We start from the raw sequence: 26,088 nt of genomic DNA, 5'->3' as shown, positions 1-26,088 counted from the left end.
TTCGCAAGCTTATAACGACAAACAAATTTGGTATAAATGCAGTTAACCAAACTAGAAATAAAGGGATTTAAGAGTTTCGGAGACAAGATCACGATCAACTTCAATGACGGTGTTACCGCGATTGTCGGACCAAATGGATGTGGGAAATCCAATGTGGTGGATGCAATACGCTGGGTACTTGGTGAACAAAGTACAAAGATGCTGCGTTCGGATAAAATGGAAAACATTATTTTTAACGGAACAAAGAACAGAAAACCAGCTAATCTTGCGGAAGTTTCCTTGACCTTCAATAATAACAATAATATCCTCCCAACAGAATTCTCTACTGTTACGGTAACACGTAAACTATTCCGAAATGGGGATAGTGAGTATCGTTTGAATGATGTAAAATGTCGTTTAAAAGATATCACGGATTTATTTTTGGATACAGGGGTCGGTGCAGATAGTTATTCCATCATCGAGTTGAAAATGATCGATGAGATCATCAATAACAAAGACAATTCACGTAGAAATCTTTTGAGGAAGCATCCGGTATTTCAAAATACAAGGTGCGCAAAAAACAGACACTAACAAAATTAAAAGATACGGAAGCTGACCTCAGCCGGGTAGACGATTTGCTCTATGAGATCACGAAAAATCTTAAATCGTTAGAAAATCAAGCTAAAAAGGCGGAGAAATATACCCTACTCAAGCAGGAATATCGCCAAAGTAGCATTGATCTTGCTTATTATAGAATTGCTGATTTCTCGACTGAACTTGATCGACTTCAAACGCAGGAATCTAAAGTCCAAAAGGATTCCGCAAATTCCCAGCAATTAATTCTCCATGCGGAAACTGAACTTCAATCACTGCGTCAGGTAAATTTGGAGCAGGAGAAGAACCTTTCTGTACAACAAAAGGCTACACAAGAATTTGTTAACAAAATCCGTGGCTATGAATCGGAAAAGAAGATCAAAAATGAGAAAGTCAAAAATCTTCAGGATAAAGAAAATCGATTAAATCTTGATGTCAATAGCGACAAGCAACAACTGAATCACGTCCTTTATACCATTAAAAGACTGAATGAGGAGCTATTTGATGAACAGAATAAACTTGATTCACTCAAAGACAATCTGGAATCCAATAAATCTGAGGTAGATGCCTGAGGGGTCAACAACAATCTGCCAAGGGGAAATTGGATATCTTCAACAAAAGCAATGCGGAACTTCAGGCTAAGATTTATAAACTCGAGAAGGATCTCGCTGTTTTTAATATCCAAAAAGAAGCCCTTCTTCAGGAAGCTGTCCGCAACAATGTGGATACCGAATCGAAGGAAGCAGAATTACAGCAATTTAACAGTGCTGTAGCGGAATTGGAAGGTCGTGTTGAAGCGCAGCAGTTGCAGTATGATTCGTCCAATCAACTGGAGGAAGAACTGCAAATGCAGATCCTTCAATGTCAGACAAATTTGGAGGAGTTTAAAGCACAACTTGCGAAAGACCTTAGATTGGTTGATGCCAAACAGAATGAATATAATCTGACAAAATCCCTTATTGACAATTTAGAGGGTTTCCCAGATTCTATTCGATTCTTGAAGAAAATGCGGGTTGGAAAAAGCAGCCACCGCTCTTCTCCGATGTGCTATTTTGCCAGGAAGACTATCGTGTTGCAATTGAAAATTACCTGGAACCGATCATGAACCATTATGTTGTCGAGACCCAACAGGATGCCGTACAGGCCATCCAGTTATTGAGCGACGCCGCAAAAGGCCGTGCCAATTTCTTTGTTCTGGATGCCATAGATACAACCGTTAAACAGCCCCTTCCTTCACATGACAATCTCATGTCCGCTCTGGATGTGATCACTGTGGATGAAAAATATAAAGCGCTTTGTACCCTACTCCTTCAGCATGTCTTTATTTTAAAGCAGGAAGGCGAAAAGGAAATGGAGCAGAAACTTCCTGAAGCTGGACAGGTCATCCTACAGAAGAATGGCCGTTACGCCAAGCATCATTTAGGCCTTTCGGGCGGATCGGTCGGATTATTCGAAGGAAAACGTATCGGCAGAGCGAAAAACCTGGAGGTTCTCTCACAGGAAATTAAAGCGCTTAATCTGGAGATTGCAAAACTTGAAGACAAAATAACGGCTGAAACAGCACGTGTGGAGACTTTGCGTGGCAACTCCCAAAAAGAACTTATTGATGAACTACGTTTTCAACTGAACAGACTCAACAATGAGTTGATTACGGTAAAAACCAAACAGGAGCAATATCAAGCTTTCATCAACAATTCGCAAATACGGAAAAAAGATATCCAGGAAAAAATTGCAACTATCGAGTCGGATCTTACGGTTGCCGAACCTCAGCTTCAGGAATTACGTATAGAAAAAGATCAAAGTGTAACTGAACTTTCCGAATTACAGGATCAATTCCATGAAATTTCAGAAATATTAAACGAAAAATCCATTGCCTATAATCAGGAAAATATCAGTTATCATCAACAACTGAATAAAGTCGCTAATATTAGCAAGGATCTCGAATTCAGAGAGACCCAAAAAGATGATCATGAAATCCGTATCGAGCGAAATAGTATTGAACTCGTTGAAGTACAGGAAGCATTGCGAACTACGATTCCATTTGAGGACGAAGAAGATGCAGATCTTATTGCTATGTATGAGCAGAAGATTTCATTGGAAGACGGCCTAAAAGAGCTAGAGGAAACGTATTATGCGGACAAGCAACAGATCAATAATCTGGAAGATTCATTGACGCAGCAACGCCGCTCAAAAGAACAGAGTGACTTTCTTATCGGTGAGATTAAGGATAAGAAAACAGCCTTACAAATTGATCTCAATGCACTAAAAGAACGTCTATCGGTCGAATTTAATATCGAATTGAAAGATCTGATCGAACGTGAGGATGTACCTGAAATAGCCGAAGATCAATCCAGTTTAGTGACAAAATGCAGCAAACTCAAAAAGCAGCTCGATGAGTTTGGAACGATCAATTTAATGGCCAAAGAGGCCTTTGATGAGATGAATGAGCGTTATGACTTTATCAATAAGGAAAAAGCAGATCTGATCGAAGCAAAAGGTTCATTAATGGCAACAATCAAAGAAATAGATGATACCGCAAAGGTGCAGTTTATGTTTACCTTCAATGCTGTACGGGACAATTTTGTTAAAGTATTCCGTTCATTATTCAATGAAGAAGACAGCTGTGATCTCGTTTTGACTGATCCAAGCAATCCATTGGATTCGGATATTGATATCATAGCTCAGCCAAAAGGAAAACGCCCATTATCCATCAACCAGCTATCGGGTGGTGAGAAAACCTTGACCTCTACGGCATTGTTATTTTCCTTGTATCTGTCAAAGCCGGCACCTTTCTGTATTTTTGATGAGGTGGATGCTCCGCTGGATGATACCAATATTGATAAATTCAACAATATCATTCGTGATTTTTCCAAAAACTCACAGTTTATTGTTGTATCCCATAATAAGAAAACAATCGCAAGTACAGATATTATCTATGGCGTGACCATGGTTGAACAAGGTGTATCGCGTGTAGTTGCAGTAGATTTAAGAGAAGTAGCTTAACGTTATTTTATTTAAAAGAATAGTAAAGCCCTACAAGCAAATTGTAGGGCTTTTTACGCCACATCATATTCCCCTCTTTAAGTTAGGCTTTTTGAGCAACCTGAATAAGTAAATATTAGGATAAATGAACTTTATTTTTTAATTTCTAATTATCAACGGTTAAATTATGAAATTATTAGCTGCGCTATTGACCTGCGCAATCTTACAGTCTTGCCAAATAAACAAGCTAGGCAAAAAGATAAATACACATTGTATATCAATACAGTGGTCCCAGCACATAAATTCTTAAAGATTTCGACAGAGAACGCGAGCACATTTTCTATCGAGGCCGTCAATAAATCGAGCAATACCATAGCGTTAGCGACTGACACCAGTGAAATCATCATGAAAAAGACATAGAATATTCCCTGAACATCGGGCATAAAGGAAGTGTGTCCATCAAAAACCCCTCCGGGCAGGAAGTTGGCATAAAGCTGAAAGTCTACAATCACTCTTCGAAAATTATCCAGCATACGGATAACCTATAAACGGATAATCTATAATAGGCACGACTTCCTATTTTTATTAGAGGCCATTTATTCTTCACTAAAAGACCATTCTGATTAATCAAAAAATAAAAAGCTCAGAGTGGGGAACCCTGAGCTTTCGTTAGCCATATATTAACCTATTTTATGAAAAGTATTTGAAATTAAAACGAAGCATATCTCAATTAATTATATGATTACCATTTCTTTAACATTTTTTAACATTTAAATAATAACTCTCCTATCCTTCCTATTTTTAGGAGAGCATACAAACCAAAGTCGTTCGTCGGAGGCTCAGGCGGGATATTCGAAAACAATATATGCCCCTCAGCCTTGGATAATTATGGGGACCTGCGAGTCGAAGACGTTTGCTGGAAAGCAAATTGAATACCTGAAAACGATTCAACAATACACGATCCTAACCTATGGTATATTCGTACCAGATTTAAGTTCAAGTCTTTCACCGGAGAGCTAATTGGATACCCGAAAACTTTACTGCATAAAAACAAAAAGCCCGAAGTTGAGAACTCCGGGCTAACCTAACCAATTATTAACCTAAATTTATGAAAAGTCCAATTCTTAATCAAAGCATCCTTTTGCATTGCTTTTCCTTATAACGTTGGCTTTTGGATCAATATTACATGTGTTGGTCTGATTTATTTCAATTTTGACATTTTTAACAATTCAATAAGTAACTTTAGGTGAACGAACTTGAAAAAACCAATTAATATGGCAGAATACGATTTAAAAGAGCTTGAAAAAATCCGTCAAAACAAAGATGTTCTTGACTATTTAGAGCAACATGGGATTTTGGAAATCAAAAATTTAACGATGTCTATGACTATGAAAAAGAGCTCTATGATCTACAGGTAACCTTGCTCAAATTACAATATGATATCATTGAAAAAGGAAACGTGTTGTCATTATATTTGAAGGAAGAGATGCTGCTGGAAAGGGAGGTACAATTGGTCGGGTGACCGAGCATTTAAATCCCAAAAGGTACGTGTTGTGGCATTACCTAAGCCAACTGTTGAGGAGAATGGTCAGTGGTACTTTCAACGCTATATCAAGCATCTACCCAATGCCGGTGAAATGGTCATTTTCGACCGTAGTTATTATAACCGTGCGGTGGTAGAGCCTGTATTTGATTTTTGTACAAAGGAGCAGCATGAATTATTTATGCAACAGGTACCGGAATTTGAAAAGCAATTGATTGATGATGGTATTATCCTAATCAAGCTGTTTCTGAGCATCAGTAAAGAAGAGCAGGCGGAACGCTTAAAGGAGCGACAAGAAGATATCCTAAAGCACTGGAAGGTTGGGGTTTTGGATCAACAGGCACAGGAAAAATGGGATGTTTATACGGGTTATATTGAAAAACTCTTTAAAACGACCGCCACCAAAAAGTCGCCTTGGTTTGAAATCGACAAAGACAATAAAAGAAAGCTCGCTTAGCAGCTTTTCGGATAATTATCAATGCAATTGCCGGAAATGAACAGGAGAAATTGGATTCTTTTGTGAACAAACACAATTAAAATGCGTCTATAAAAAAGCCTTCAAAAAGACAATGTCTTTTTGAAGGCTTTGCACGCTAATTAATGCTATACTTTTAAACAAGTATTGTCGTTGCGATCCGAGGACCAGCCATCTGTACCGAAGCTGGCATTGAATGATCAAATTTTTCAAAATTTTCGATAAACAATTTTGCTAATCGTTTAGCTTGCATGTCATAGGCTTCGTTATTGTTCCATAATCCTCTAGCGTCTAGAATCTGTTCAGGAACAAATTCGCCACAGCTGGTCGGATAATCCAATCCAAAAATCTCATGCTTATTAAATTGAGCCTCCAATAGTGAGCCATCCATTGCAGCACGAATTAGAGCCCGTGTATAGTTCAGTTTAATACGACGTCCGATACCATAAGGACCGGCAATCCAACCTGTATTAACCAACCATACTTTGATCTTGGGATTTTGCTCCAGTTTAGCCCGCAGTAACGCAGCATACTTCGCTGGGTGTAGAGGTAAGAATGCTTGACCGAAACATGTTGAGAAGGCTGCAGTAGGTTCCTTCACCCCTACCTCGGTACCAGCTACTTTTGCCGTATAACCACTCACAAAATGATAGACTGCCTGATCTACTGTTAACAATGAAATCGGTGGCAATACACCAAAAGCATCTGCAGTCAGAAAGAAAATATTTTCAGGTGCATGACCTATTCCCGTCATCTCAGCGTTTTCCATGAAATCGATCGGATAGGAAACCCGCGTATTTTCGGTTTTACTGATATCGTCATAGTCTGGTCGATCAAACTCATCCAGAACAACATTCTCAAGCAAGGAACCAAAACGGATAGCATGGTAAATCTCAGGTTCCTTTTCTTCTGTAAGTCCTACGCATTTTGCATAACAACCACCTTCAAAGTTGAAAATCCCCTTCTCGCTCCAACCATGCTCGTCATCACCGATCAATTTCCTGTTTTTATCCGCAGATAATGTGGTCTTACCCGTTCCGGAAAGCCCGAAGAATAAGGCTGTTTTACCATCTTTGGACGTATTCGCCGAGCAGTGCATGGATAATACATTATGTTCATGCGGTAGAATAAAATTCAAAATGGAAAAGATACTTTTCTTGATTTCACCTGTATAACCCGTTCCCGCAATTAACACCATCTTTTTTGTAAAATCAATGGCTACAAAATTTTCGTTGCGAATACCGTAGTGTTGCGGATCCTCGATAAGTAATGTCGGCGCAGCGAGTATTGACCATTGCGGTTGACTATCGATATCACCCACAGATCTCAAAAACAGATTGTTGGCAAAAATACTCTGATAAGCTGTCTCTGTGATAACACGAATGGATAATTGATATGCTGGGTCAGCCCCTGCTGCACAATCCCGAACATAAATTGTTCTGTTACTCAAATGTGCAGCAACCTTTGAAAATAATGCATCAAAATTGGCCGAGGTCATCGGCTGATTGATTTCACCCCACCATACAGCATCCTTAGTTAAGGAATCCTCAACCAAAAACCGGTCTTTGGGGATCTTCCAGTAAATTTCCCTGTATCAGCGGCTAATGCTCCAGTGTCAGACAGTCTTCCCTCTTGATTCGCTAAAGCATGTTCGACCAACTCTGAAACAGGTAATTGATAAAATACATTTCCTGTATAATCAATTTTCAAATATTTCAAATCAGGCGCGTTTCCAATGTTACCCTTTTTCATATTTTTTGTTTGTTTTAAAATGTGCCCAAAGTTAAAGGCAAATTTCGCTAAAAACAAAACTTAATTATCTAAAAATCAGGCTTATTGTATAAAAAACACAAAACCAACAAGCTAACTATCAGTTATTTATAAAGGTAAAATAAATTAAACTTTTTAGCATATTTTTTTAGCACAATCCGTTCGTGTACCGTCCATATAATTTATATTTTTCGTAAATTGTTCCAAGCTTTACAAATATTAATAAGATGAAATTACATGCGATAGAAACAGGCTTCTTTAAATTGGATGGCGGTGCCATGTTTGGAGTGGTTCCCAAAAGTATCTGGAATAAAACAAATCCGGCTGATTCCAACAATATGTGCACATGGGGCAATCGTTTACTCCTCATTGAGGAAGGCAACAGATTACTGCTGGTGGACACAGGGCTTGGCGATAAACAAAACGAAAAATTCTTCAGTTATTACTATTTACACGGTGATGCTACCTTAGACAAATCTCTTAAAAATATTGGTTTTGACAGAAACGACATTACGGATGTTATCCTGACACATTTGCATTTTGACCATTGTGGTGGTGCGATTATCCGCGAAGGGGAAAATTATCTCCTGCTTTTAAAAATGCAGATTTTTGGAGCAATAGTGACCATTGGGCCTGGGCTACAGCCCCAATCCGAGAGAGAAAGCATCATTTCTAAAAGAGAATATCCTTCCTATTCAAGAAAGCGGCCGATTGAAATTCGTTGAAGATAGTGAAGATCCCTTTGGTAAGGAGATCAGCATCCGCTATGCCAACGGCCATACCGAAGCGATGATGTTACCACAGATTCAATATAAGGGAAAGACGGTGCTTTATATGGCAGATCTCTTGCCTTCTGTTGGTCATATCCCCATCCCCTATGTCATGGGCTATGATGTGAGGCCACTAGTCACGATGGAAGAACGTAATAGCTATTGGAATGAAATCGTCGAAAATGAATATATTCTCTTCTTTGAGCATGATCCGATTAATGAATGCTGTACCTTGCAACATACGGAGAAAGGAATCCGGGTAAAGGATATCTTTAAATTAAGTGATATTTAGGAAAACCTCGATTCGCTTATGAAATGATCTTGTTTCCCGATGGAAATATATCATAAGAAAGGGGCTGTTTTTGACAGCCCCTTTCCTATGATAGTATAAATTGAAATCGTTAGAATCTAAAGCCCAAGGCCCAATAGTTTTCAAAAAACCAGATTTGCTGTGTTGCTTTGTCAACACCTCTTCTACCGGTTGTGCGAATATTGTACAAATCTGTCCAACCTGTTTTAAAGTTTCCTTGTAAATAAAGTCCTTTATAAAAACGGTAGTGTAAACCAACTTTTGCCGAAGCACCATATCCGGCGATATTCCAGAAGTGGTTACCGCCTTCACCAAAAAGATGTACATCCGAACGCGGAATCAAAAGTCCTACGTCTACGCCAGACTCCATGGTGAGTACCTGTTGACCTTTACGGTTGTTGATAATATCATCGTATCGCTCCAACCCTACTGAGGCAAAGTTGTAGCCATCCGTATGTTCAAAAGTCAACATTGCAGAATCCACCGTGATCTTTTCGCCATTATATTGTCCCGCACGATTTCCGGTCGGTATGCCAGGTTTTGAGATTTCGTCACCAATATAACCTGTAATCTTAACCTGTTGTGGAATATCCACAACATATTTCATATGATCCCAGCCTAAGGAAATAGAGTAATTGTCCTTGATATAGTAACCGAAATGCAGATTAAATTGTGGAATAGTCAAACGCCCTGGATCAAAATAGGTCGATCCAAATTTCGTCGGGCGATCACCCGCTTTTACATCATGGAGGATGAAATCATAATTTGGACCTGTAAAATGTATATCAGATTTTGCGTAAGAAGAAAAGTTATACCCCAAAAAAAGAAAAAACTTCCCTTTATTACTTTCTGTCCTTAAATTCCTTGGTTTAAAAATGCTTTTTCCTATTTCTGGATTTTCCTGTGCAAATAAACTCGAAACACTTAATGCAAGTGCTCCAATCGTCAAAAATATTTTTCTCATATCGGCGCTAAAAACGTTGGGCAAAAGTACCCTCATTCTATTTTATAACCAAATAAATTATATGGAAATTAGGAAAATATGACGAAGATCACAGAAATGTTTCATCGCTTGAACTTGCATAAAAAAGCTGCTTTCGGATGAAAGCAGCTTTTTAACTAAATTTTTATGGAATCAATTTATTTCGCTTGATTCTTACGGATGATATTCAAAGCACCACCGGCTTTAAACCATTCGATCTGTTGTGCATTGTAGGTGTGGTTTGCCAAGATTTCCTCTTGCGTTCCATCTGCATGGTGCAAGACAAGAGTCAATGGTTTGCCAGGAGCAAACTCCGTCAAGCCAAGGATATCAATTGTATCATTTTCTTGAATTTTGTTATAGTCATCCTTGTTCGCAAAAGTTAAGCCCAACATACCTTGTTTTTTCAGGTTTGTCTCGTGGATACGGGCAAAAGATTTAACCAATACTGCGCGGACACCCAAATGACGAGGTTCCATCGCAGCATGCTCACGCGAAGACCCTTCACCATAGTTCTCATCCCCTACCACAATTGATCCGATGTTATGTGCTTTATAGTCACGTTGCGTTGCCGGAACAGGACCATATTCACCTGTCAATTGATTCTTCACATTATCGGTTTTCTCGTTGAAGAAATTAACCGCACCGATCAGCATATTATTGGAAATATTATCTAAGTGACCACGGTATTTCAACCAAGGACCAGCCATAGAAATATGATCCGTCGTACATTTACCTTTTGCTTTGATCAATAATTTCAAACCTTTTAAGTCTGTACCTTCCCAAGCTGCAAAAGGTTCCAACAATTGGAGACGGTCTGATGTCGGCGCTACGTCAACAACAACAGCACTTCCATCCGCTGCAGGGGCTTGATATCCCGGATCATCAACAGCAAATCCTTTTGTTGGTAATTCATCTCCCACAGGAGGATCCAACTTCACCTGCTCACCTTTATTGTTCGTTAATGTATCCGTAACAGGATTAAAGCCCAAATCACCGGAAATTGCAATTGCAGCAACCAATTCTGGAGAAGCAACAAATGCGTAAGTATTTGGATTCCCATCTGCGCGTTTTGCAAAGTTACGGTTGAACGAGTGAACAATCGTGTTTTTCTCTTGCTTGTCCGCACCCACACGATCCCACATACCGATACATGGACCACAAGCGTTTGTGAATATCGTTGCATTAAGATCTTCGAATGTTTTTAATAAACCATCGCGATCTGCAGTAAAACGAACCTGCTCAGAGCCTGGGTTGATACCAAATTCAGCTTTGGTGATCAATCCTTTGTCAACAGCTTGTTTGGCAATAGAAGCGGCGCGCGACAAATCCTCATACGAAGAGTTTGTACAGGATCCGATCAATCCCCACTCCACTTTCAATGGCCAGCCATTTTTATCAGCCTCTTCGCGCATGCGTGACACTGGCGTATATAAATCTGGCGTGAATGGGCCATTTAACGAAGGTTCTAGTTCCGAAAGATTGATTTCAATCAATTGATCAAAATATTGCTCCGGATTAGCATAAACTTCAGCATCGGCGGTCAAGTGTTGTTTGATGGCATTGGCAGCATCCGCAACTTCAGCACGACCTGTCGCACGAAGGTAACGCTCCATGGAGTCATCGTAACCAAATGTTGAAGTCGTGGCACCAATTTCGGCGCCCATATTACAGATTGTCCCTTTACCTGTACAAGATAAAGACTCTGCACCATCGCCAAAATATTCAACGATAGCGCCAGTTCCCCTTTTACAGTTAAAATACCAGCAACTTTTAGGATCACGTCTTTTGCAGCAGCCCAACCACTCAATTTACCGGTTAATTTAACACCGATCAATTTTGGAAATTTTAGCTCCCAAGGTAAACCTGCCATCACATCACAGGCATCAGCTCCACCCACACCGATGGCAACCATACCTAGACCGCCAGCATTTACAGTATGTGAATCCGTACCGATCATCATACCACCCGGGAAAGCATAGTTTTCCAATACAACTTGGTGGATAATACCTGCACCTGGTTTCCAGAAACCTATACCATATTTATTTGAAACAGAGCTCAAGAAGTTAAATACTTCCGAACTTTCGTTTTTAGCACGAGCTAAATCTTTATCTGCACCTTCTTTCGCCTGGATCAAGTGATCACAGTGAACGGTAGAAGGAACTGCTACCTTTGGACGTCCAGCCTGCATAAATTGCAATAAAGCCATTTGTGCAGTTGCGTCTTGCATCGCGACACGATCAGGGGCAAAATCAACGTATGAAACGCCACGTTTGTAATCTTCTGTCGCAGTACCATCCCAAAGGTGGGCATATAAAATTTTCTCAGATAAAGTCAAAGGTTTGTTCACCACCTGACGAGCCGCAGCAATGCGCTCATCATAACGGCTGTACACCTTTTTAATCATATCTACATCAAAAGCCATATCTCTCTTATTTATGTTATTTAATTAAGTTACTGAAATCCTGATAGCTTTTTACTTTGTCGGAATGGGTGCAAATTTAGTTAAGTTAATACCCTCGACAGCAGCTTTGTATTCTTCAATATTAGGAATACGTCCTAAAATAGCTGAAAGTACAACAACAGGTGTAGATGCTAATAGGGATTCTCCTTTTTTACCATCTCTATCCTCAACGACACGGCCTTGAAACAAACGTGTTGAAGTAGCCATCACCGTATCACCTTTAGCAGCTTTCTCTTGGTTACCCATACACAAGTTACAACCAGGACGCTCTAGGTACATAATATTTTCGTATTCCGTACGGGCCGTGCTTTTGGCAATGCATCACTGAACTCAAATCCAGAGTATTTTTGCAAGAATTCCCAATCGCCTTCAGCCTTCAACTCATCAATGATATTATAAGTCGGAGCCGCAACAACCAATGGTGCCTCAAAAGTAACAACACCTTTTTGCTGTTCGATATTCCGCAACATTTTCGAAACGATTTTCAAATCGTCCTTATGCACCATACATGAACCTACGAAACCTAGATCTACTTTTTTGTTTCCACCATAGTAAGAAAGATCACGAATGGTGTCGTGTGTATAACGCTTAGAAACGTCTGCGTTATTTACATCTGGATCCGCAATCATGGGTTCTTCGATAAGATCCAAGTCAACGACAACCTCAGCATAGTATTTCGCATTGTTATCTGGTGTCAACGCTGGTTTAGCGCCAGATCTGATTTCTTCGATACGCTTGTTCGCTTTATCGATCAAACCTTGCAAAACGTTGTTTTTATTTTCCATACCCTTATCAATCATGATTTGGATACGGTTTTTAGCAATTTCTAACGATTCAATTAATGTATCATCCTGTGAAATACAGATGGATGCTTTTGCTTTCATCTCCGCTGTCCAGTCCGTAAAAGTAAAGGCCTGATCGGCAAGTAATGTACCGATATGAACCTCAATGATTCTACCTTGGAAAACGTTTTCTCCAGCGAATTGTTGCAACATCTGTGCTTGTGTAGCATGTACAACATCACGGAAATCCATGTGTTCCTTCATGCTACCTTTGAACGTAACTTTTACAGATTCAGGAATCGGCATCGAAGCCTCACCTGTAGCCAATGCCAATGCAACAGTACCCGAGTCAGCTCCAAAAGCAACACCTTTAGACATACGTGTATGGGAGTCACCTCCAATGATGATTGCCCATTCATCAATCGTAATATCATTTAATACTTTGTGGATCACATCTGTCATGGAGTGATAAACTCCTTTTGGATCGCGTGCTGTAATCAAACCAAAATCGTTCATAAATTTCATCAATTTTGGAATGTTCGCTTGCGCTTTCTTATCCCAAACAGATGCCGTATGACAACCTGATTGATAAGCACCGTCAACCGTAGGAGCAATTACTGTAGCAGCCATTGCTTCCAACTCCTGTGCAGTCATTAAACCTGTCGTATCTTGAGAACCGACAATATTCACTTTCACGCGAACATCAGAACCAGCATGCAATACTTTACCTGGTGTTACACCTACTGCGTTTTTGTTGAAGATTTTTTACAGCAGTTAAACCTTGACCTTCAATGGTGATTTCTTTCGAAGGAGCAAATACTGTAGCTGCTTGTATACCTAGCGTTTGCGCTGCGAAAGTTTGGATTTTTTTACCAAATACGATAGCATAAGAACCACCCGCTTTGATAAATTCCATTTTTTGTGGTGTCAATGCCTTTGAAATATCAATTAGCTCCTGCTCACCATTATATAATTTTTTTGTTTTTGTATTGATCGTTAAAACAGTACCTGTAGCAACAGAATAAACCTCCTCTAAAACAGGCTCATTTTTGTCATTGCGAACTACATTTCCGTTTTCATCAACTTTCTTCACCCAGTTTTTAAGATCGATACCAATACCACCTGTCACATCCACTGTTGTCAAGAAAATTGGCGAAATGCCATTCGTACCACCTACAATTGGGGCGATGTTTACAAAAGGAACATAAGGGCTAGCTTGTTTACCAGTCCATAGAGCCACATTATTCACACCGGACATCCGTGAGGATCCCACACCCATTGTTCCTCTTTCGGCGATCAACATCACACTTTTACCTGGATGCTGCGCCTGTAGATCCTGGATTTGTTGTTGTGCTTCCGGCGTAATCATACATTTACCGTGCAATTCACGATCAGAACGCGAGTGTGCCTGGTTACCCGGAGATAGTAAATCTGTAGAGATATCACCTTCACCTGCGATAAAAGTAACCACCTGAATTTCTTCCGTTACTTCAGGAAGTTTCGTGAAAAATTCAGCTTTCGCGTAGCTTTCAAGATATCTTTTGCGATAGCATTGCCTTGTTCAAAAGCGTCCTTCAAGCGAGCAGTATCTGCATCATATAAGAAAACCTGTGTTTTAAGTACTTCCGCAGCTTGACTTGCGATCGCAGCATCAGCACCTAAAGCAAGATCCAATAATACGTTGATAGAAGGGCCTCCCTTCATATGAGACAATAGCTCAAAAGCAAAATCAGGTGTGATCTCAGCAACAACTGATTCACCCAGAATAATTTCTTTTAAGAACTGCGCTTTAACACCGGCTGCAGGGGTTGTGCCCGGCAAGGTATTATAGATAAACAATCTTAAAGATTCTGCTCTATTTTCATTATTTAAATCTTTAATCTGAGCAATTACTTCACTTAGTAATTCTGCTCCGTCAATAGGCTTAGGATGTAATCCTTGGCCTTCTCGTTCTACAACCTCTTGTACGTAATCGTTGTAAATACTCATAGATATCAATCTTTCTATTTTAAGGGTAGTTTAGCAGATATACTCCTATCTTCCTACACTACCGTGTCTGTAATATAATTAAGCGAATATATAACCTGTGTAGCCTTCCTACATTTAAATTATAAATTGCCCGTTCAGTTCGCATTTTTAAGTTGACTCATTTACCGTAAATCAACTATATTGACTAAATACAAAAATAGTGAAAATCCAACTTTAAACGCATGCATTCCATTTATTTAAATCAATTTGGAATTGTTCTAAACAGAACTTATGCAATCCAGCCATTTTTTTTGAAACTATTTTTTTCGTGTTATCCATCTAAAAAAAAAGAGGCGATTTATTTTACTAAATCACCTCTTCTTATCTTTATATATTTTCTATATTTATATCGATATCTTTCAGCGATTTAATGGTATCCAAAGGCGCCGCAGCATTGAATACAAAAGAACCTGCAACCAATACATCTGCACCAGCTTTTAATAGTTGAGCGGCGTTAGCAGTGGTAACTCCTCCATCAATTTCAATCAGCAAACCATCGTTGACACCTTTAGCCATTCCACGGAGTTCCTGTACTTTGGCATACGTATTTGTAATAAACTTCTGTCCACCGAACCCAGGATTGACAGACATCAGGCACACAAGATCTAGATCGGCCAAAACATCTTTCAAAAGTGCTACAGGTGTATGTGGGTTCAATGCAACACCAGCTTTACAGCCTAACTCTTTGATTGCCGCCAATGTACGGTGCAGATGCGTACAAGCCTCATAATGTACGGTAATTATTTCTGCTCCTGAATCCTTACATACCTGTAAATAACGATCAGGATCAACAATCATCAAATGTACATCCAATGGTTTGGTGGCATGTTTCGCAATAGCTTGCATAACCGGAAATCCAAACGAGATATTCGGCACAAAAACGCCGTCCATAATATCGATATGAAACCAATCAGCCTCACTATTGTTTACCATGATGATATCATCGTATAGTTTTGCGAAGTCTGCAGCAAGAACGGATGGTGCAATTAGATGTGATTTTGTTGACATGTTGTGTTTTTTTGCAAAGATAACAAGTATTTTCCGTTCAACACAGCATTCACTACATTTAACATGATTCAAATCGCATTCGGCAGAATCCACAAAAAAATAAATTATAACTACATTTGTATATTAACTTTATATAAAAACATCGTTCACTGTGGGAAGATTAAAAATAAAATATAAAAGAGAATTAAACACGACCGAAAATCTCATCCGAAAAATTGGACTAATATTGATCACCATCGTTCTGATCTGTATTTTTCTTCCCAAACAACCGCGATTCCGTTATGAATTCCAGAAAGGGAAAGTATGGAACCATGAAAATTTAATATCCCCTTACAATTTTGCGATCCTGAAGACGCAGGAGGAGCTCAATGCGGACAAAAAGGCATATTGAATACGATCCAGCCAATTTATAACGCCAATACAACAACAAGCAAAGAACAGATTGATCAGTTCAATACGGATCTGTCCGAAAAATGGCAAAGTAGCAAACTCGACACGACACATGAAAATATAAACGATTACCGCAGTGCCGGAAATGCGATATTAAACCATCTCTATGGAAAAGGGATACTCTCGTTGAATAATCGGTTTCAAAACCGCAACAACGAAAAATCTCCGGCTTCAAAACATTACAATTTTACCTTAATACAAGATAAAGTTGCCTCGCAAAAAAACACAGCGGATTGCTATACGATCGAAAGCTCCTATGGCTATATGGACGAATTAATGCCTAAGCTGACCAAAATAAAACAAAAAGGCTGGTTAGAGGAAACATTAAAAAACTATATCACGATTAATTATATTTATAACGACCAGCAGACCGAAGCCTTGGAACAAAATGCCATCGCCAATATATCCGCTACCCGGGGTTGTCCAAAAAGGTGAACTGATCGCTGAAAAAGAAAAGATTATATCCAATGAGACTTACCAAAAGCTAGAATCGCTACGCAAGGTATATGAAGACGAAGGGAAAATAAGTGGAAATCAAAACTATGTAACCCTAGGGCAATTTCTCATTATATCCCTTGCTCTTTCCATACTCATGGTATTTCTGTTTCTTTTCCGTAAAGACATCTATTTCAACAACAGGTTATTGATGATTATTATGATCGTCATCATCGGTATGCTTGCTGTGCTTTCCTGGGCTATCAAGATCAAAATACCAAACCTATACTATATTCCATTTTGTGCGGTCCCCATTATCATTCGTATCCTATTCGACACCAGAGTCGCATTGAACATCCATCTATTGATGGTCCTATTGGCGGGGCTATTTGTACCAAACAGTTTTGAGTTTGTCTTTTTACAATTTATGGCGGGCATCGTCGCGATATACAGCATCAAGACATTGGTCAAACGGGAACAGTTGTTCGTTTCATCAGCGATCATCCTGGGGACATACTGGATCGCTTACATTGGATTAGTGGTCACAAGAAATGGCTCTATTGATACCATTTACTGGACAGACCTCCTTCCTTTCCTGGTAAGTGTTATGATCACGCTGCTCGCCTATCCAATGATCTATGCCTTCGAGAAACTCTTTGGCATTGTTTCCGATTTAACTTTGATGGAACTTACCAATAGTAACTCCAAATTATTGCGGGAACTTTCTTTTAAAGCTCCAGGCACTTTTCAGCACTCCCTACAGGTAGCCAACCTGGCGGAAGCCGCAATTTATAAAATCGGGGTAATCCCTTATTGGTCCGTGCTGGTGCCTTGTACCATGACATCGGTAAATTGACCAATCCGCAATTTTTCATTGAGAATCAAAAAACAGAGAAAAATCCGCATGATGAACTCTCTCCCGAGCAAAGTGCACAGATCATCATCTCCCATGTCATCAAAGGTGTTGATGTCGCCAAGAAACATCAGCTTCCCGAGGTTATCCTTGACTTTATCCGAACACACCACGGTACCACACGTGTAGACTATTTTACAATTTATTTGTTAAAAATAATCCAGACAAACTCGTGGACGAATCTTTATTTACCTACCCCGGCCCCATCCCTTTCTCTAAAGAAACGGCAGTACTGATGATGGCCGACTCAGTTGAAGCAGCATCCAGAGCTTTAAAAGAACCCTCGGAGGAGTCTATCAATAATCTGGTTGATAAAATAATTGAACACAAATTGATGCGCGGACAGTTCAACAATAGTAATATCACATTGAAAGATATCACCGAATCGGCCGTTATTTTCAAGGCTATGCTCAAAAGTATCTACCATGTTCGGGTGGATTATGATTTGAGTAAAAAAACAATGTAATTTTAATTGCTAAACAACAAATTGAAATTCAAATGCTTATTGTAACGTTACGTTTTTTTGCATTTTTTTGATATTTAGGCTTTGCAGATTCAAATAATTGCCTTATGTTTGCAATGTCAAAACACGGAAGGGTGCCTGAGTGGCCGAAAGGAACAGTTTGCTAAACTGTCGTACTGGAAACGGTACCGCGGGTTCGAATCCCGCCTCTTCCGCCAAGACTACAAAAAGCTCAACTAATGTTGAGCTTTTTTTGTTTCTGCTGTAAGAAGCAAATGATCTGCTAAACCTCCTCTTCCTTTAACCTTTTTACAGCACATGATTCATGTTCAATCAGCGGTACTAGTTCAGCTTTCGATAAGGATGAGATGGCAGGGATAAATACAACTTTAGGATAAGCGATATATCGTTTGTAAAGAATTTGAGCCCTTTCAATATGAAAGTCAGACGTTATTATAATTAAGATGTCCGGGTTTTCCTCTACAATCAATTTCTTCGATAATTGAAAATCCGTTATGGTATTGGTCGAGGGACACCTGTGGCGATAGCATGATCCGGAATCCCTTTTTCGATAAGGAATTTTTGTGCATAAAAATAATGTGGTTTTTCCGTGGGATTAAAATGCGCTCCAAAACCTCCGGTGCATACAATCCGAAAACTACCATTTGCCTGATATAAATTGTAGGCACAATTCAGCCTGTCCTGAGCGATCTGAGATAGATTGCCCCTAGCATCATTTGGAGCACCAAGCACTATAATTATATTATTCATACCAGTAATCTACAGAAATTACTAAATTTTTGCAATGCCTTACCAAATCTGACATCGCCTGTGCAGTGGGAGTACCCAAAGACTTAACAACTTTATTCTTTAGATTTAGGTGGAAAAAAGAACGACTTGGGATTCATCTTAAAATAAATCCATACCGCTTTCGCCATTTTCGTCAGCTCTTTAGAAGACAGGTTTCTCGAACGGAATGCGAGTACCAACGACAGTCCAAAGCTCACCAAAAAATTAAAAAGTCCGATAATTCCTATACCCAGAATTCCCCATATCCAGATATCTGTGGATAATTCCATCTGATGCCCAAAAGACCAAGCGCCAAATTACCGCTTGCAAAAGTGATATGCCGAATATCCAAATTTAAACCGAGAAACATGCCTATGGAAGCTGTTGACCCCATAAAAACACCAAACCAAAGATTTGATACAATTCCGGCCCATTTCTTTTCATAAAAGGCGGCGATCTTATCGGTCTTTGTTTTTCCGAACAACTTCTTCAACCAGGGATGCTCCTGAATCCTATAGTAAACCGAATTATGTTTATCGCGATTTGAAATACTGCCGGCGATAATCCCCGACAGAAATAGAAATACGCCGGCAATGGAAGCATGCAAGATGACAGGTGTTTTGGCGGGATTTAAATCATCGACCAAATGCAACCATTTGGCACTTGCAATATTCACACCTGTGAGTTGCTGTATCCCCATACGAACAGCAGGCTGACGGGAAATGCCATAATCACGTTCCCTACAAAAGCGATAAACTGCGAGCGAAATAAACGCGCGAAATATTGCGCAAATATCAATACCGGTGCCTGTCGACACCTTGATCTGCCGCCCCCTGTTCGATAGCGCTCACCAGCGATGAGGCCGTCATCGCCGGTTGCTTGGTCGCTAAGGTAGCGCCAAAAAGATAAATAACCGTGAAGCCAATCGCATAATTCAGGCTATACAAAAATGCATGTCCGAATTCACTCGTACCGACTTTTCCCAACAGTAATTTCACAATACACATCCCACCAACAATTACGCCCCTCCACAGGCAGAGCGAAACATCTTCCAATATTCCTGGTTGGTTGAGGTAATATAATGTTCACCTGTCTGTGCGGTATGATGCGTAATTTCGTAAGCCAACAATTGAGTACTCTGCCCTATTAATTTACGTATATTGCTTTTTCTCGAATTATAACCAATAACCGTTTTCGCCAGATGAATCGTCTTCTCTACTTTTTGGGATTCCATATCAATCACCAAAAAGAGATCATCTCTTTGATACGCTCAAGTTGCTGACGGATCCGCAATAAGGACTGATTCACCTTAATAGAAATACCAAAACGGTGCGAATTACCAAATGCGGTTTCTATATAGGCCTCACATTGTCGATGAAGCACGAGTAACTGTTTATACGAAAGATCTTCTGAGCTGATGTATTTCCTCTCCGATTGCAAAATACGGTCATTTAACTCCGTAAACTCTCGCATAATTGCGATAAAGGGGCTATCGAAATTCTGAAACTCGGGCACCATTTTATTGACGTCAGTTTCCATTGCCCGGCCAGTAATACGTTGTACCAACAGCTCGATCCCATACAAGATCTCAATCATTTCAAAACCCGTTTGATCATCATAAATGGAATTAAACTCACATAGCCGAAATAGTTCATACAATTGCTCGGCTGAAATAGTGGATATCCAATCCGCATCTTTGGGGAGTAAAATACCTGATTCAGCAAATATTGTAAGGTTGATTTTGCTGGTTGATAGGGTAAATAACGTTCTGTTATCCGCTTCCTGAGCTCATAGATAAAATCTGCATAACTGATAATGCCCGTATCAGACACCAGTTGATCAAGATCTCTTTGCCTGAGAACCCGTTTAAGGTAGTAAATAAATTGATTCCTGCAATCCGCTGACTCCTGTAGAAAATCAAGAAAAAACTGGATATCAACCTGATAGAATAACTGAACTTTTTTGGGTCGAATTATCGCGACAATTAAAACCAAAAGTTCAATTTCTACATATTCGGGATTATCTAATTGATTCCTATAACGATCAAATAGCGCACTTACTTGCTGTTTTTGACCTTTTTTTTCTTTCATAAATTCCTATTATTCGTCTAAAATAGCATTTATTAGCTGTATAAACTTTCACGTCTTAAGATACCACATTTAAGACAAAATTGTTTTGAAAATCATAAAATCTATTTCCGCTGACCTGTTATCTTACAAGGCTTGCGATGCGTTATATCACTGGCAAGAAAATACCTGAAACCAGTGATAAGCATGCCCCTAAATTCTACTATTTTTGCAATAGTGAACAGAATAAAAATGAAAACGGCAAGTTTTGCGATACTATGTTTAGGTCTATTTCCCATGCTATTAAAAGCACAGGACGGCATCACATTTGAAGATGATTTTAACTTATGGAATATCGAAAAGGACAAACAGCTTCCATTTTTGTTGAAAAGGCCTACATACGCTCTGGGCCGGGACTCAACACGAAAGTGGTAGACTCACTGACACTTGGCAAAAATATCACCATTGCCAGTGCCCCTTTTAAAGGTAATACCATCAAAAATTTTTATGCTCCATGGTATCAGATCAGCTATCATAGCGATGGTCAGCTTAAACAGGGTTTCATCTGGCTCGGGTTATTGGCGCTCGGTAAGCAGACCAACAATGACGGCCTCCAGTATTTATTCGGCTTTGAACGTTTCATCAAACAACAAAATGAGGGACAACAGGACCACTATTTAACCACAGTTAAATTATTGGATGCACATGATTCATTAATCACCAGTCAATCTTACCCATTTGTATTCTCTGGTCAGCTAAGCTCACAAAGTAAGTTGCTACCAGCTATGGGACTAAATAACGTAAAGCAAATCTTACGCATGGAATTTTTATCCGGTGCCTGCGGAGTTCCCACCGAGTATAATTACATGGCCTGGACTGGTCAGAAATTGATCAACCTCCCCAATAGGTACTCCGTTAGTGATGCTGGCGTCTTTTATTACGATGAAAAAATCCTATTTCCCTCAGAACACAAAAAAGAAATAACCAATTGATCTATAAATACATCGAAGAAGGTGAAGCGAAAGATGATAGCACCCTTGACCCCGACTATCGCATTTTGAAAAGAGAAGAATATTTTCAATGGGATGGTGATAAGTTCGTAAAACTTACCCTATCGAAATAACTTTTCAATAAAATTTAACATATTAGTAAAAACAACAAAAGAAATAAGCAAATAATGGAAGAGAAAAATATTTACGATTTGTTCTACAGTGGTGACCTTGATCTGTTTATTATAGAAGGTGAAAATCAATTAAAGCAAAACGACCAGGATGTCCCACTCTGGACACATCTCGCGGTTGCCTATCATGACCAAGTATTTTACGATGGACACGAAGCTATTTTTGATATCATACAGGAGAAGATGATCCCCTACCTCCAAAAAGCACTCCAGGTAGAGCCAGAAAATGAAACAACGCTCTATCACATGCTCAATTACGTCTTAGGCAACCAAGCTAGCTTAGCGCAGATCAATCGTCCAAGAAAACACATCGACGAGAACAACAAAGACCAATTTATCGGTTACGCAAAAAAGTTGATCGAAATACCTAAAATGGCTCCCTATGGCTACGGCTTCCTTGCAGATATTTATGAGAGCCTTCAGGATGATACCGCCCTATTAGCTTTATTGGATGAGGGGATCGGTTATTTCAATGAAACTTTTAAGGACGATCGCGAAGCTGCCGATCAAAATTTCTCCATATTCTGGATAAAAAAATATACCTTCTAGACCGCAGCAAACAGATTTCAGGTGCAGCGCTAACGGCTTTAATAGGAGAGCAATTTGATCGTTTTGTCACTGGTAGTGAAATGCAATATGTGGACCTTGCAGAGATCGCTTATGAAAACAAAGATATAGATCTGGCCTTAAAAGCATTATTAAAACTTATTAAGGGCGATAATTCAGCGGCCCATATCCATAAGGAACTGGTCAAATGGCATGGTCGCTTTGAAGAGCTTATTGCCGACGGTTATGAAAATCCTGAGGTGTTCTATTACCAGCTTATCATTGAACGCAATTATTCAGAAGATATTGGGATACCGCTAGACTATTATTATCTACACGCACTAAAACTGATTGACGAATATCCCGACTTATACGTCGGCTATCATTTGCTGCCGCATACCTTTATGACGATGGACAACATCAAGCAGCCTTACCTTACCTCTATCAGTTGGGCGAAAGACATTGGAATGCAACATCTTGGCGCCGTCTTGTCGAATGTACGTACTTAGTAAAAGGCGAAGTATATACACAGGTTCCAACGTTCGATGACTTACCACGTGATCTCTATAATGAAGCGATTCACTTGTCTGACTTTGTCGATGAATTAGATACCCTGTCAGCTGAAGATACACTGGCGCTGAGACAGCTTTACCTTGCTGTTTACCGCCAAGCCTATGATGCCTTTGCAGCTTATTTCGAACAGGAAAATATGAAAGTGATTATTTCGGTGGAAACCACAATCGTGCAATGAATTGCAATAACCTGGCAATTGCATTAAAGAATGTGGATCTCCTCGAAGAGAGTTATCAAGTCGCAACTGAAGGGCTAAACTACTCAGACTTTGAAGAACTACATCAGACACGAACAGACGCATTGTCGAAATTGGAGGATTATGACCGTTTAAAAGACGCCCTCGTACTATATTTCGACACTTACCAAGTCACTTTGAGCGACCTTGATGAAATGCGTAATGAGCTAATGGAAGATCAATCTACTGAGGATGAATCAGATCTGGTATTCCCAAGTTGCTATCAAATGTTTGTGTATCAGCTTGAAGTAAATTATCATCTGGGACTTTCTTCTGATATACAGGGAGAAGCACAATATCTTCTGGAGCACATCTATCAGTTCTACATCAATCACCCTACGCTAAACGACTATCATTATAGGGATTTTGAGGCCGCTAAAAATGGAGTGGAGGGTATTATTTATGATATCCTTGAGCCTAACGATCGTGATTACCGTATCCAGTATTATTCAGATATGGCACAGCAATATCCGCATGAAGCACAACCGCAGTATATCCTCATGCAGCTTTACAATGAGATATCCGACTATAGCGCTATCGTTGCTGCAGCACAAACTTACCTCAAAAAAAAAGGAATTTATCATCGATGACTTTGACAAAGCAAAGACTTTATATCTGATTATCAAAGGGCACTATTTTCTCTCCGAATTTAGATCGGGTGCAGAAGTATTTCAACGTCATGATGCTTGGGTTGCCACCGTCATGGATCCCGAAGATTATGTACTTTGGTTAAAATTCGGAATCATGTTGCTTGCTGAACAGGAAAACCTGGCCGAAATCAATCGCAATGTAATGGTCTTTAACGGCATCTATGCACAAAATGAATGGGGCTATGATGACGACTGTGAATCCATAAAGTTGGCTGAAGCACTTGTTAATTACAAAACGGGGAACCTAAAAAAGCACACAGTTTACTCAATGAAGTACTGGCTTATTCAGACCATAGTGCACTGGCAGACGAATATAAAAAGACCTGGAAGAAACCGGGTTTCTTATCAAACTTTAAGTTCTAACGAATTCCTCGCCCAACTTAAATAATAAAAGAAGCGTAGTAAACCATTTGATCTGTTTACTACGCTTCTATGTAATATACCCCTCTCATTCCTACCCAGATTCTCCGCCCATAACATGCGTTTTCCATACTGCAACCACGAGCACTGCAAAGTCCGCACCTGGAATAAGAAACAGCCATCTCGATGGCGGATTTAATACTTATTCAAAAAAGCTATATTTGAACTGTGGTGGTACTAAAATATCTCATCGGACTAATTCTTTTTCTTGGCTTATGGGCCAAGCCGACTGCGGTATTTTCCTGCCATCAAAGCAAGGCAGAAACCTGTCCTATAGACAGTCGGGATCATGCAAGCAAAAAACTTGATTGCTGCCAAAAAGCGAAGAAAAAGCAGTTATGTCAGCACCACAAACAATGCCGGGATTGTAGTTGTCATTGCGCCTCAGCGACAAGTATATTAGCGATCTCTACTCCTCCCGTTCAGCTGCCAAAATTTCCTTTTCAATCTTTAAAAGATTATATAGCAGTCTATTGTCCGTCTATCTTTCAGATGGTTATTTTTACCCTTGGTTCCCCTAAAATAGCCTAGATAACACAGAGAATGCTTTTTTGGAAAAGTAAATCTCCTTATTAATTTAAAGAACCTGCCCTATCCCGATCAACGAAAACAGATCGCATTCCGCAGGGATCCATACACGTATTACAACATTCAGAACACATGAGACTTCTCAATAATATCATAACAGCCTGCCTTTTAGCTACCAGCATATACAGCTATGCACAGGATAATACGATGACAACCCAAACCGTCAAAATAAGCGGCAATTGTGGGATGTGTAAAAAAACAATAGAAAAAGCTGGAAACTCCGCGGACTCCAAAGTAGTTTGGAACGAGGATAACCAGACAGCAAATGTCTCCTTTAATGCCGAAAAAACCTCGCTGGATGCCATTTTGAAAAAGGTTGCATTGGCGGGTTATGACAATGAAAAATACCTGGCTCCGGCAACGACTTATGCCGACCTGCATGGCTGTTGTCAATATGACAGAACCTTAAGTGCTCCTCCCGCCAACCCTGAAAATACTCCTGAAAGCAAAGAAGAAAACATAGGATCCTCATCTGTCGCTAAGTCAGGCAACTTCCAGCCGATTTATGACCAGTATTTCCAATTAAAAGATGCACTGGTTGCCTCAGATCATAAGACAGTAGCGACAGGTGCTGCAAAACTTGCAGGCCTCCTGACGACGTTAAAATCGTCTGACTTAACTCCTGCCGAGCAACAAGCATGGAAAGCACAGGCAAACAGCATAACACAGCACAGCAAGGCGCTCCAGGAGGCGAATGATCTTGCAAAACAACGCGTGGCATTTGTATCGCTCTCCGAAGAGGTCTATAAGCTGGCAAAAACTCCAAACCTGCACTGCCAGTTTATCAACAAAAATGCCCCATGTTTAACGGTGGCAAAGGAGCAACTTGGTTGAGCCTCAATAAGGACGTCAAAAATCCATACTATGGCGCCCAGATGCTAACATGTGGAAGTACAATCCAAACGATACAATAAAAGAGACCAATATCTCGAAGAGATCGGTTTCCATACCAAAGGTTCGTCCGCAACGCAGACGGACCTTTTTATGACCTCTCCCATTTGGCCACTCTATCTTGACAGGGAAATATCAATTACCAACGAAATCCTTCAAAACTGTTTTTTTTGAAAGATAAACCTTAAATTATCCCTTCATT

The 26,088-nt window shown here is 39.8% G+C and carries 28 protein-coding genes, 1 tRNA gene and 7 pseudogenes; 22 read left to right on the top strand and 14 right to left on the bottom strand.

From position 1 onward, the window contains the following. Positions 1-36: 36 nt before the first annotated feature. The 7 genes and pseudogenes from KUH03_RS47420 to KUH03_RS38555 all read left to right on the top strand — a co-directional run bounded on the left by KUH03_RS47420 (position 37) and on the right by KUH03_RS38555 (position 5,555). Positions 37-570, top strand: coding sequence for an AAA family ATPase (locus KUH03_RS47420; protein ID WP_306429311.1), 534 nt, complete (start codon positions 37-39; stop codon positions 568-570). Then, the gene (locus KUH03_RS47415; RefSeq protein ID WP_306429310.1) at positions 549-1,145 is read left to right on the top strand and encodes a hypothetical protein; all 597 of its coding nucleotides are present in this window, start codon (positions 549-551) and stop codon (positions 1,143-1,145) included. The genes KUH03_RS47420 and KUH03_RS47415 overlap by 22 nt, the downstream gene beginning before the upstream one ends. 29 nt (positions 1,146-1,174) lie before the next feature. Continuing rightward, positions 1,175-1,678 carry a hypothetical protein gene (locus KUH03_RS47410; protein WP_306429309.1) on the top strand — a complete coding sequence of 168 codons (504 nt, stop codon included), beginning with the start codon at positions 1,175-1,177 and terminating at the stop codon, positions 1,676-1,678. Further along, entirely contained in the window at positions 1,618-3,576 is a 1,959-nt protein-coding gene (locus KUH03_RS47405; RefSeq protein ID WP_373564565.1) for a hypothetical protein, read from the top strand. The genes KUH03_RS47410 and KUH03_RS47405 overlap by 61 nt, the downstream gene beginning before the upstream one ends. Before the next feature lie 210 nt (positions 3,577-3,786). Beyond that, positions 3,787-3,975 carry a hypothetical protein gene (locus tag KUH03_RS38565; RefSeq protein WP_257089945.1) on the top strand — a complete coding sequence of 63 codons (189 nt, stop codon included), beginning with the start codon at positions 3,787-3,789 and terminating at the stop codon, positions 3,973-3,975. A gap of 836 nt (positions 3,976-4,811) precedes the next feature. After that, positions 4,812-4,973, top strand: a complete 162-nt coding sequence (locus tag KUH03_RS38560) for a hypothetical protein (protein ID WP_257089944.1) — start codon at positions 4,812-4,814, stop codon at positions 4,971-4,973. Positions 4,974-5,064: 91 nt separating this feature from the next. Beyond that, a pseudogene (locus tag KUH03_RS38555) lies at positions 5,065-5,555 on the top strand (hypothetical protein). A gap of 154 nt (positions 5,556-5,709) precedes the next feature. Here the strand turns inward: KUH03_RS38555 and pckA are convergent. After that, a pseudogene (gene pckA, locus KUH03_RS38550) lies at positions 5,710-7,325 on the bottom strand (phosphoenolpyruvate carboxykinase (ATP)). Between the two features lie 245 nt (positions 7,326-7,570). Here pckA and KUH03_RS38545 point away from each other — a divergent pair. Further along, positions 7,571-8,405 (top strand): annotated as a pseudogene (locus KUH03_RS38545) (MBL fold metallo-hydrolase). 109 nt (positions 8,406-8,514) lie between these two features. On the opposite strand, the gene KUH03_RS38540 reads toward KUH03_RS38545, so the two are convergent. The 7 genes and pseudogenes from KUH03_RS38540 to rpe all read right to left on the bottom strand — a co-directional run bounded on the left by KUH03_RS38540 (position 8,515) and on the right by rpe (position 15,687). Further along, positions 8,515-9,387: a hypothetical protein gene (locus tag KUH03_RS38540; RefSeq protein WP_257089942.1), complete on the bottom strand. Its 873-nt coding sequence runs from the start codon at positions 9,385-9,387 to the stop codon at positions 8,515-8,517. Positions 9,388-9,563: 176 nt separating this feature from the next. Next, positions 9,564-11,830: pseudogene (locus tag KUH03_RS38535) on the bottom strand (aconitate hydratase). Between the two features lie 51 nt (positions 11,831-11,881). Beyond that, on the bottom strand, positions 11,882-12,148 hold the full coding sequence (locus KUH03_RS38530) for an aconitase family protein (RefSeq protein ID WP_257089941.1): 267 nt from the start codon (positions 12,146-12,148) through the stop codon (positions 11,882-11,884). Then, positions 12,139-13,371 carry an aconitase family protein gene (locus KUH03_RS38525; protein WP_257089940.1) on the bottom strand — a complete coding sequence of 411 codons (1,233 nt, stop codon included), beginning with the start codon at positions 13,369-13,371 and terminating at the stop codon, positions 12,139-12,141. The genes KUH03_RS38530 and KUH03_RS38525 overlap by 10 nt, the downstream gene beginning before the upstream one ends. Before the next feature lie 4 nt (positions 13,372-13,375). Next, positions 13,376-14,122, bottom strand: coding sequence for a hypothetical protein (locus KUH03_RS38520; RefSeq protein ID WP_257089939.1), 747 nt, complete (start codon positions 14,120-14,122; stop codon positions 13,376-13,378). Between the two features lie 14 nt (positions 14,123-14,136). Beyond that, positions 14,137-14,640 carry a hypothetical protein gene (locus KUH03_RS38515; RefSeq protein WP_257089938.1) on the bottom strand — a complete coding sequence of 168 codons (504 nt, stop codon included), beginning with the start codon at positions 14,638-14,640 and terminating at the stop codon, positions 14,137-14,139. A 366-nt stretch (positions 14,641-15,006) separates the two neighbouring features. Then, entirely contained in the window at positions 15,007-15,687 is a 681-nt protein-coding gene (rpe, locus tag KUH03_RS38510; protein ID WP_257089937.1) for a ribulose-phosphate 3-epimerase, read from the bottom strand. Positions 15,688-15,838: 151 nt separating this feature from the next. Between rpe and KUH03_RS38505 the strand changes: the two genes are divergently transcribed. From KUH03_RS38505 to KUH03_RS38480, 6 genes are all read left to right on the top strand, one after another. Continuing rightward, the gene (locus KUH03_RS38505; RefSeq protein ID WP_257089936.1) at positions 15,839-16,078 is read left to right on the top strand and encodes a hypothetical protein; all 240 of its coding nucleotides are present in this window, start codon (positions 15,839-15,841) and stop codon (positions 16,076-16,078) included. Next, positions 16,075-16,572, top strand: coding sequence for a hypothetical protein (locus tag KUH03_RS38500; RefSeq protein WP_257089935.1), 498 nt, complete (start codon positions 16,075-16,077; stop codon positions 16,570-16,572). Before KUH03_RS38505 ends, KUH03_RS38500 begins: the two co-directional genes overlap by 4 nt. Then, positions 16,526-17,428, top strand: coding sequence for a hypothetical protein (locus KUH03_RS38495; protein WP_257089934.1), 903 nt, complete (start codon positions 16,526-16,528; stop codon positions 17,426-17,428). The genes KUH03_RS38500 and KUH03_RS38495 overlap by 47 nt, the downstream gene beginning before the upstream one ends. Then, a complete protein-coding gene (locus KUH03_RS38490; protein WP_257089933.1) occupies positions 17,386-17,721 on the top strand; it encodes an HDIG domain-containing metalloprotein in 336 nt (111 codons plus the stop codon). Before KUH03_RS38495 ends, KUH03_RS38490 begins: the two co-directional genes overlap by 43 nt. Then, on the top strand, positions 17,721-17,951 hold the full coding sequence (locus tag KUH03_RS38485; RefSeq protein ID WP_257089932.1) for a hypothetical protein: 231 nt from the start codon (positions 17,721-17,723) through the stop codon (positions 17,949-17,951). The genes KUH03_RS38490 and KUH03_RS38485 overlap by 1 nt, the downstream gene beginning before the upstream one ends. A 125-nt stretch (positions 17,952-18,076) precedes the next feature. After that, a tRNA-Ser gene (locus KUH03_RS38480) sits at positions 18,077-18,166 on the top strand. A gap of 65 nt (positions 18,167-18,231) precedes the next feature. Here KUH03_RS38480 and KUH03_RS49815 read toward each other — a convergent pair. From KUH03_RS49815 to KUH03_RS38460, 6 genes and pseudogenes are all read right to left on the bottom strand, one after another. Then, positions 18,232-18,438: a hypothetical protein gene (locus tag KUH03_RS49815; RefSeq protein WP_373564564.1), complete on the bottom strand. Its 207-nt coding sequence runs from the start codon at positions 18,436-18,438 to the stop codon at positions 18,232-18,234. Positions 18,439-18,461: 23 nt separating this feature from the next. Continuing rightward, entirely contained in the window at positions 18,462-18,719 is a 258-nt protein-coding gene (locus KUH03_RS38475) for an ElyC/SanA/YdcF family protein (protein ID WP_257089931.1), read from the bottom strand. Between the two features lie 92 nt (positions 18,720-18,811). Beyond that, positions 18,812-19,027 (bottom strand): hypothetical protein, encoded by a 216-nt coding sequence (locus KUH03_RS49810; protein ID WP_373564563.1) that lies wholly within the window; start codon positions 19,025-19,027, stop codon positions 18,812-18,814. Continuing rightward, positions 18,982-19,535, bottom strand: a pseudogene (locus tag KUH03_RS38470) (hypothetical protein). The gene KUH03_RS49810 and the pseudogene KUH03_RS38470 overlap by 46 nt, the downstream one beginning before the upstream one ends. Beyond that, positions 19,532-19,971 (bottom strand): annotated as a pseudogene (locus tag KUH03_RS38465) (hypothetical protein). The pseudogenes KUH03_RS38470 and KUH03_RS38465 overlap by 4 nt, the downstream one beginning before the upstream one ends. A gap of 5 nt (positions 19,972-19,976) precedes the next feature. Beyond that, positions 19,977-20,827: pseudogene (locus KUH03_RS38460) on the bottom strand (hypothetical protein). Between the two features lie 323 nt (positions 20,828-21,150). On the opposite strand from KUH03_RS38460, the gene KUH03_RS38455 reads away from it, so the two are divergent. The 8 genes from KUH03_RS38455 to KUH03_RS38420 all read left to right on the top strand — a co-directional run bounded on the left by KUH03_RS38455 (position 21,151) and on the right by KUH03_RS38420 (position 25,829). Further along, positions 21,151-21,795 carry a hypothetical protein gene (locus KUH03_RS38455; protein WP_257089929.1) on the top strand — a complete coding sequence of 215 codons (645 nt, stop codon included), beginning with the start codon at positions 21,151-21,153 and terminating at the stop codon, positions 21,793-21,795. Further along, complete coding sequence (locus KUH03_RS38450) at positions 21,792-21,926, top strand: hypothetical protein (protein ID WP_257089928.1); 135 nt, start codon at positions 21,792-21,794, stop codon at positions 21,924-21,926. The genes KUH03_RS38455 and KUH03_RS38450 overlap by 4 nt, the downstream gene beginning before the upstream one ends. Before the next feature lie 54 nt (positions 21,927-21,980). Beyond that, positions 21,981-22,532 (top strand): hypothetical protein, encoded by a 552-nt coding sequence (locus KUH03_RS38445; RefSeq protein WP_257089927.1) that lies wholly within the window; start codon positions 21,981-21,983, stop codon positions 22,530-22,532. Positions 22,533-22,612: 80 nt separating this feature from the next. Next, positions 22,613-23,038 (top strand): hypothetical protein, encoded by a 426-nt coding sequence (locus tag KUH03_RS38440; RefSeq protein ID WP_257089926.1) that lies wholly within the window; start codon positions 22,613-22,615, stop codon positions 23,036-23,038. Next, positions 22,978-23,280, top strand: a complete 303-nt coding sequence (locus KUH03_RS38435) for a hypothetical protein (RefSeq protein WP_257089925.1) — start codon at positions 22,978-22,980, stop codon at positions 23,278-23,280. Before KUH03_RS38440 ends, KUH03_RS38435 begins: the two co-directional genes overlap by 61 nt. Continuing rightward, positions 23,277-23,927, top strand: a complete 651-nt coding sequence (locus KUH03_RS38430) for a hypothetical protein (protein ID WP_257089924.1) — start codon at positions 23,277-23,279, stop codon at positions 23,925-23,927. Before KUH03_RS38435 ends, KUH03_RS38430 begins: the two co-directional genes overlap by 4 nt. Further along, positions 23,878-24,375, top strand: coding sequence for a hypothetical protein (locus KUH03_RS38425; RefSeq protein ID WP_257089923.1), 498 nt, complete (start codon positions 23,878-23,880; stop codon positions 24,373-24,375). The genes KUH03_RS38430 and KUH03_RS38425 overlap by 50 nt, the downstream gene beginning before the upstream one ends. 767 nt (positions 24,376-25,142) lie before the next feature. After that, complete coding sequence (locus KUH03_RS38420) at positions 25,143-25,829, top strand: DUF3347 domain-containing protein (protein ID WP_257089922.1); 687 nt, start codon at positions 25,143-25,145, stop codon at positions 25,827-25,829. The last annotated feature ends 259 nt before the right edge of the window (positions 25,830-26,088 follow it).

This window comes from Sphingobacterium sp. E70, assembly GCF_019285695.1.
Classification (GTDB): domain Bacteria; phylum Bacteroidota; class Bacteroidia; order Sphingobacteriales; family Sphingobacteriaceae; genus Sphingobacterium; species Sphingobacterium detergens.
The sequence above is the reverse complement of the archived record's forward strand: the minus strand, read 5'-3'. Positions and strand labels throughout refer to the sequence as shown.

Excerpts from the sequence above, each read along its gene's own strand:
- KUH03_RS38495 (WP_257089934.1), top strand. The coding sequence starts at position 16,526 with ATGCCATCGCCAATATATCCGCTACCCGGGGTTGTCCAAAAAGGTGAA.
- KUH03_RS38515 (WP_257089938.1), bottom strand. The coding sequence starts at position 14,640 with ATGAGTATTTACAACGATTACGTACAAGAGGTTGTAGAACGAGAAGGC.
- KUH03_RS38455 (WP_257089929.1), top strand. The coding sequence starts at position 21,151 with ATGGAATATCGAAAAGGACAAACAGCTTCCATTTTTGTTGAAAAGGCC.
- KUH03_RS38440 (WP_257089926.1), top strand. The coding sequence starts at position 22,613 with ATGCAATATGTGGACCTTGCAGAGATCGCTTATGAAAACAAAGATATA.
- rpe (WP_257089937.1), bottom strand. The coding sequence starts at position 15,687 with ATGTCAACAAAATCACATCTAATTGCACCATCCGTTCTTGCTGCAGAC.
- KUH03_RS38530 (WP_257089941.1), bottom strand. The coding sequence starts at position 12,148 with ATGTACCTAGAGCGTCCTGGTTGTAACTTGTGTATGGGTAACCAAGAG.
- KUH03_RS38430 (WP_257089924.1), top strand. The coding sequence starts at position 23,277 with ATGAATTGCAATAACCTGGCAATTGCATTAAAGAATGTGGATCTCCTC.
- KUH03_RS38540 (WP_257089942.1), bottom strand. The coding sequence starts at position 9,387 with ATGAGAAAAATATTTTTGACGATTGGAGCACTTGCATTAAGTGTTTCG.
- KUH03_RS38475 (WP_257089931.1), bottom strand. The coding sequence starts at position 18,719 with ATGAATAATATAATTATAGTGCTTGGTGCTCCAAATGATGCTAGGGGC.
- KUH03_RS38445 (WP_257089927.1), top strand. The coding sequence starts at position 21,981 with ATGGAAGAGAAAAATATTTACGATTTGTTCTACAGTGGTGACCTTGAT.
- KUH03_RS47420 (WP_306429311.1), top strand. The coding sequence starts at position 37 with ATGCAGTTAACCAAACTAGAAATAAAGGGATTTAAGAGTTTCGGAGAC.
- KUH03_RS49810 (WP_373564563.1), bottom strand. The coding sequence starts at position 19,027 with ATGGAATTATCCACAGATATCTGGATATGGGGAATTCTGGGTATAGGA.
- KUH03_RS38420 (WP_257089922.1), top strand. The coding sequence starts at position 25,143 with ATGACAACCCAAACCGTCAAAATAAGCGGCAATTGTGGGATGTGTAAA.
- KUH03_RS38485 (WP_257089932.1), top strand. The coding sequence starts at position 17,721 with ATGATGGCCGACTCAGTTGAAGCAGCATCCAGAGCTTTAAAAGAACCC.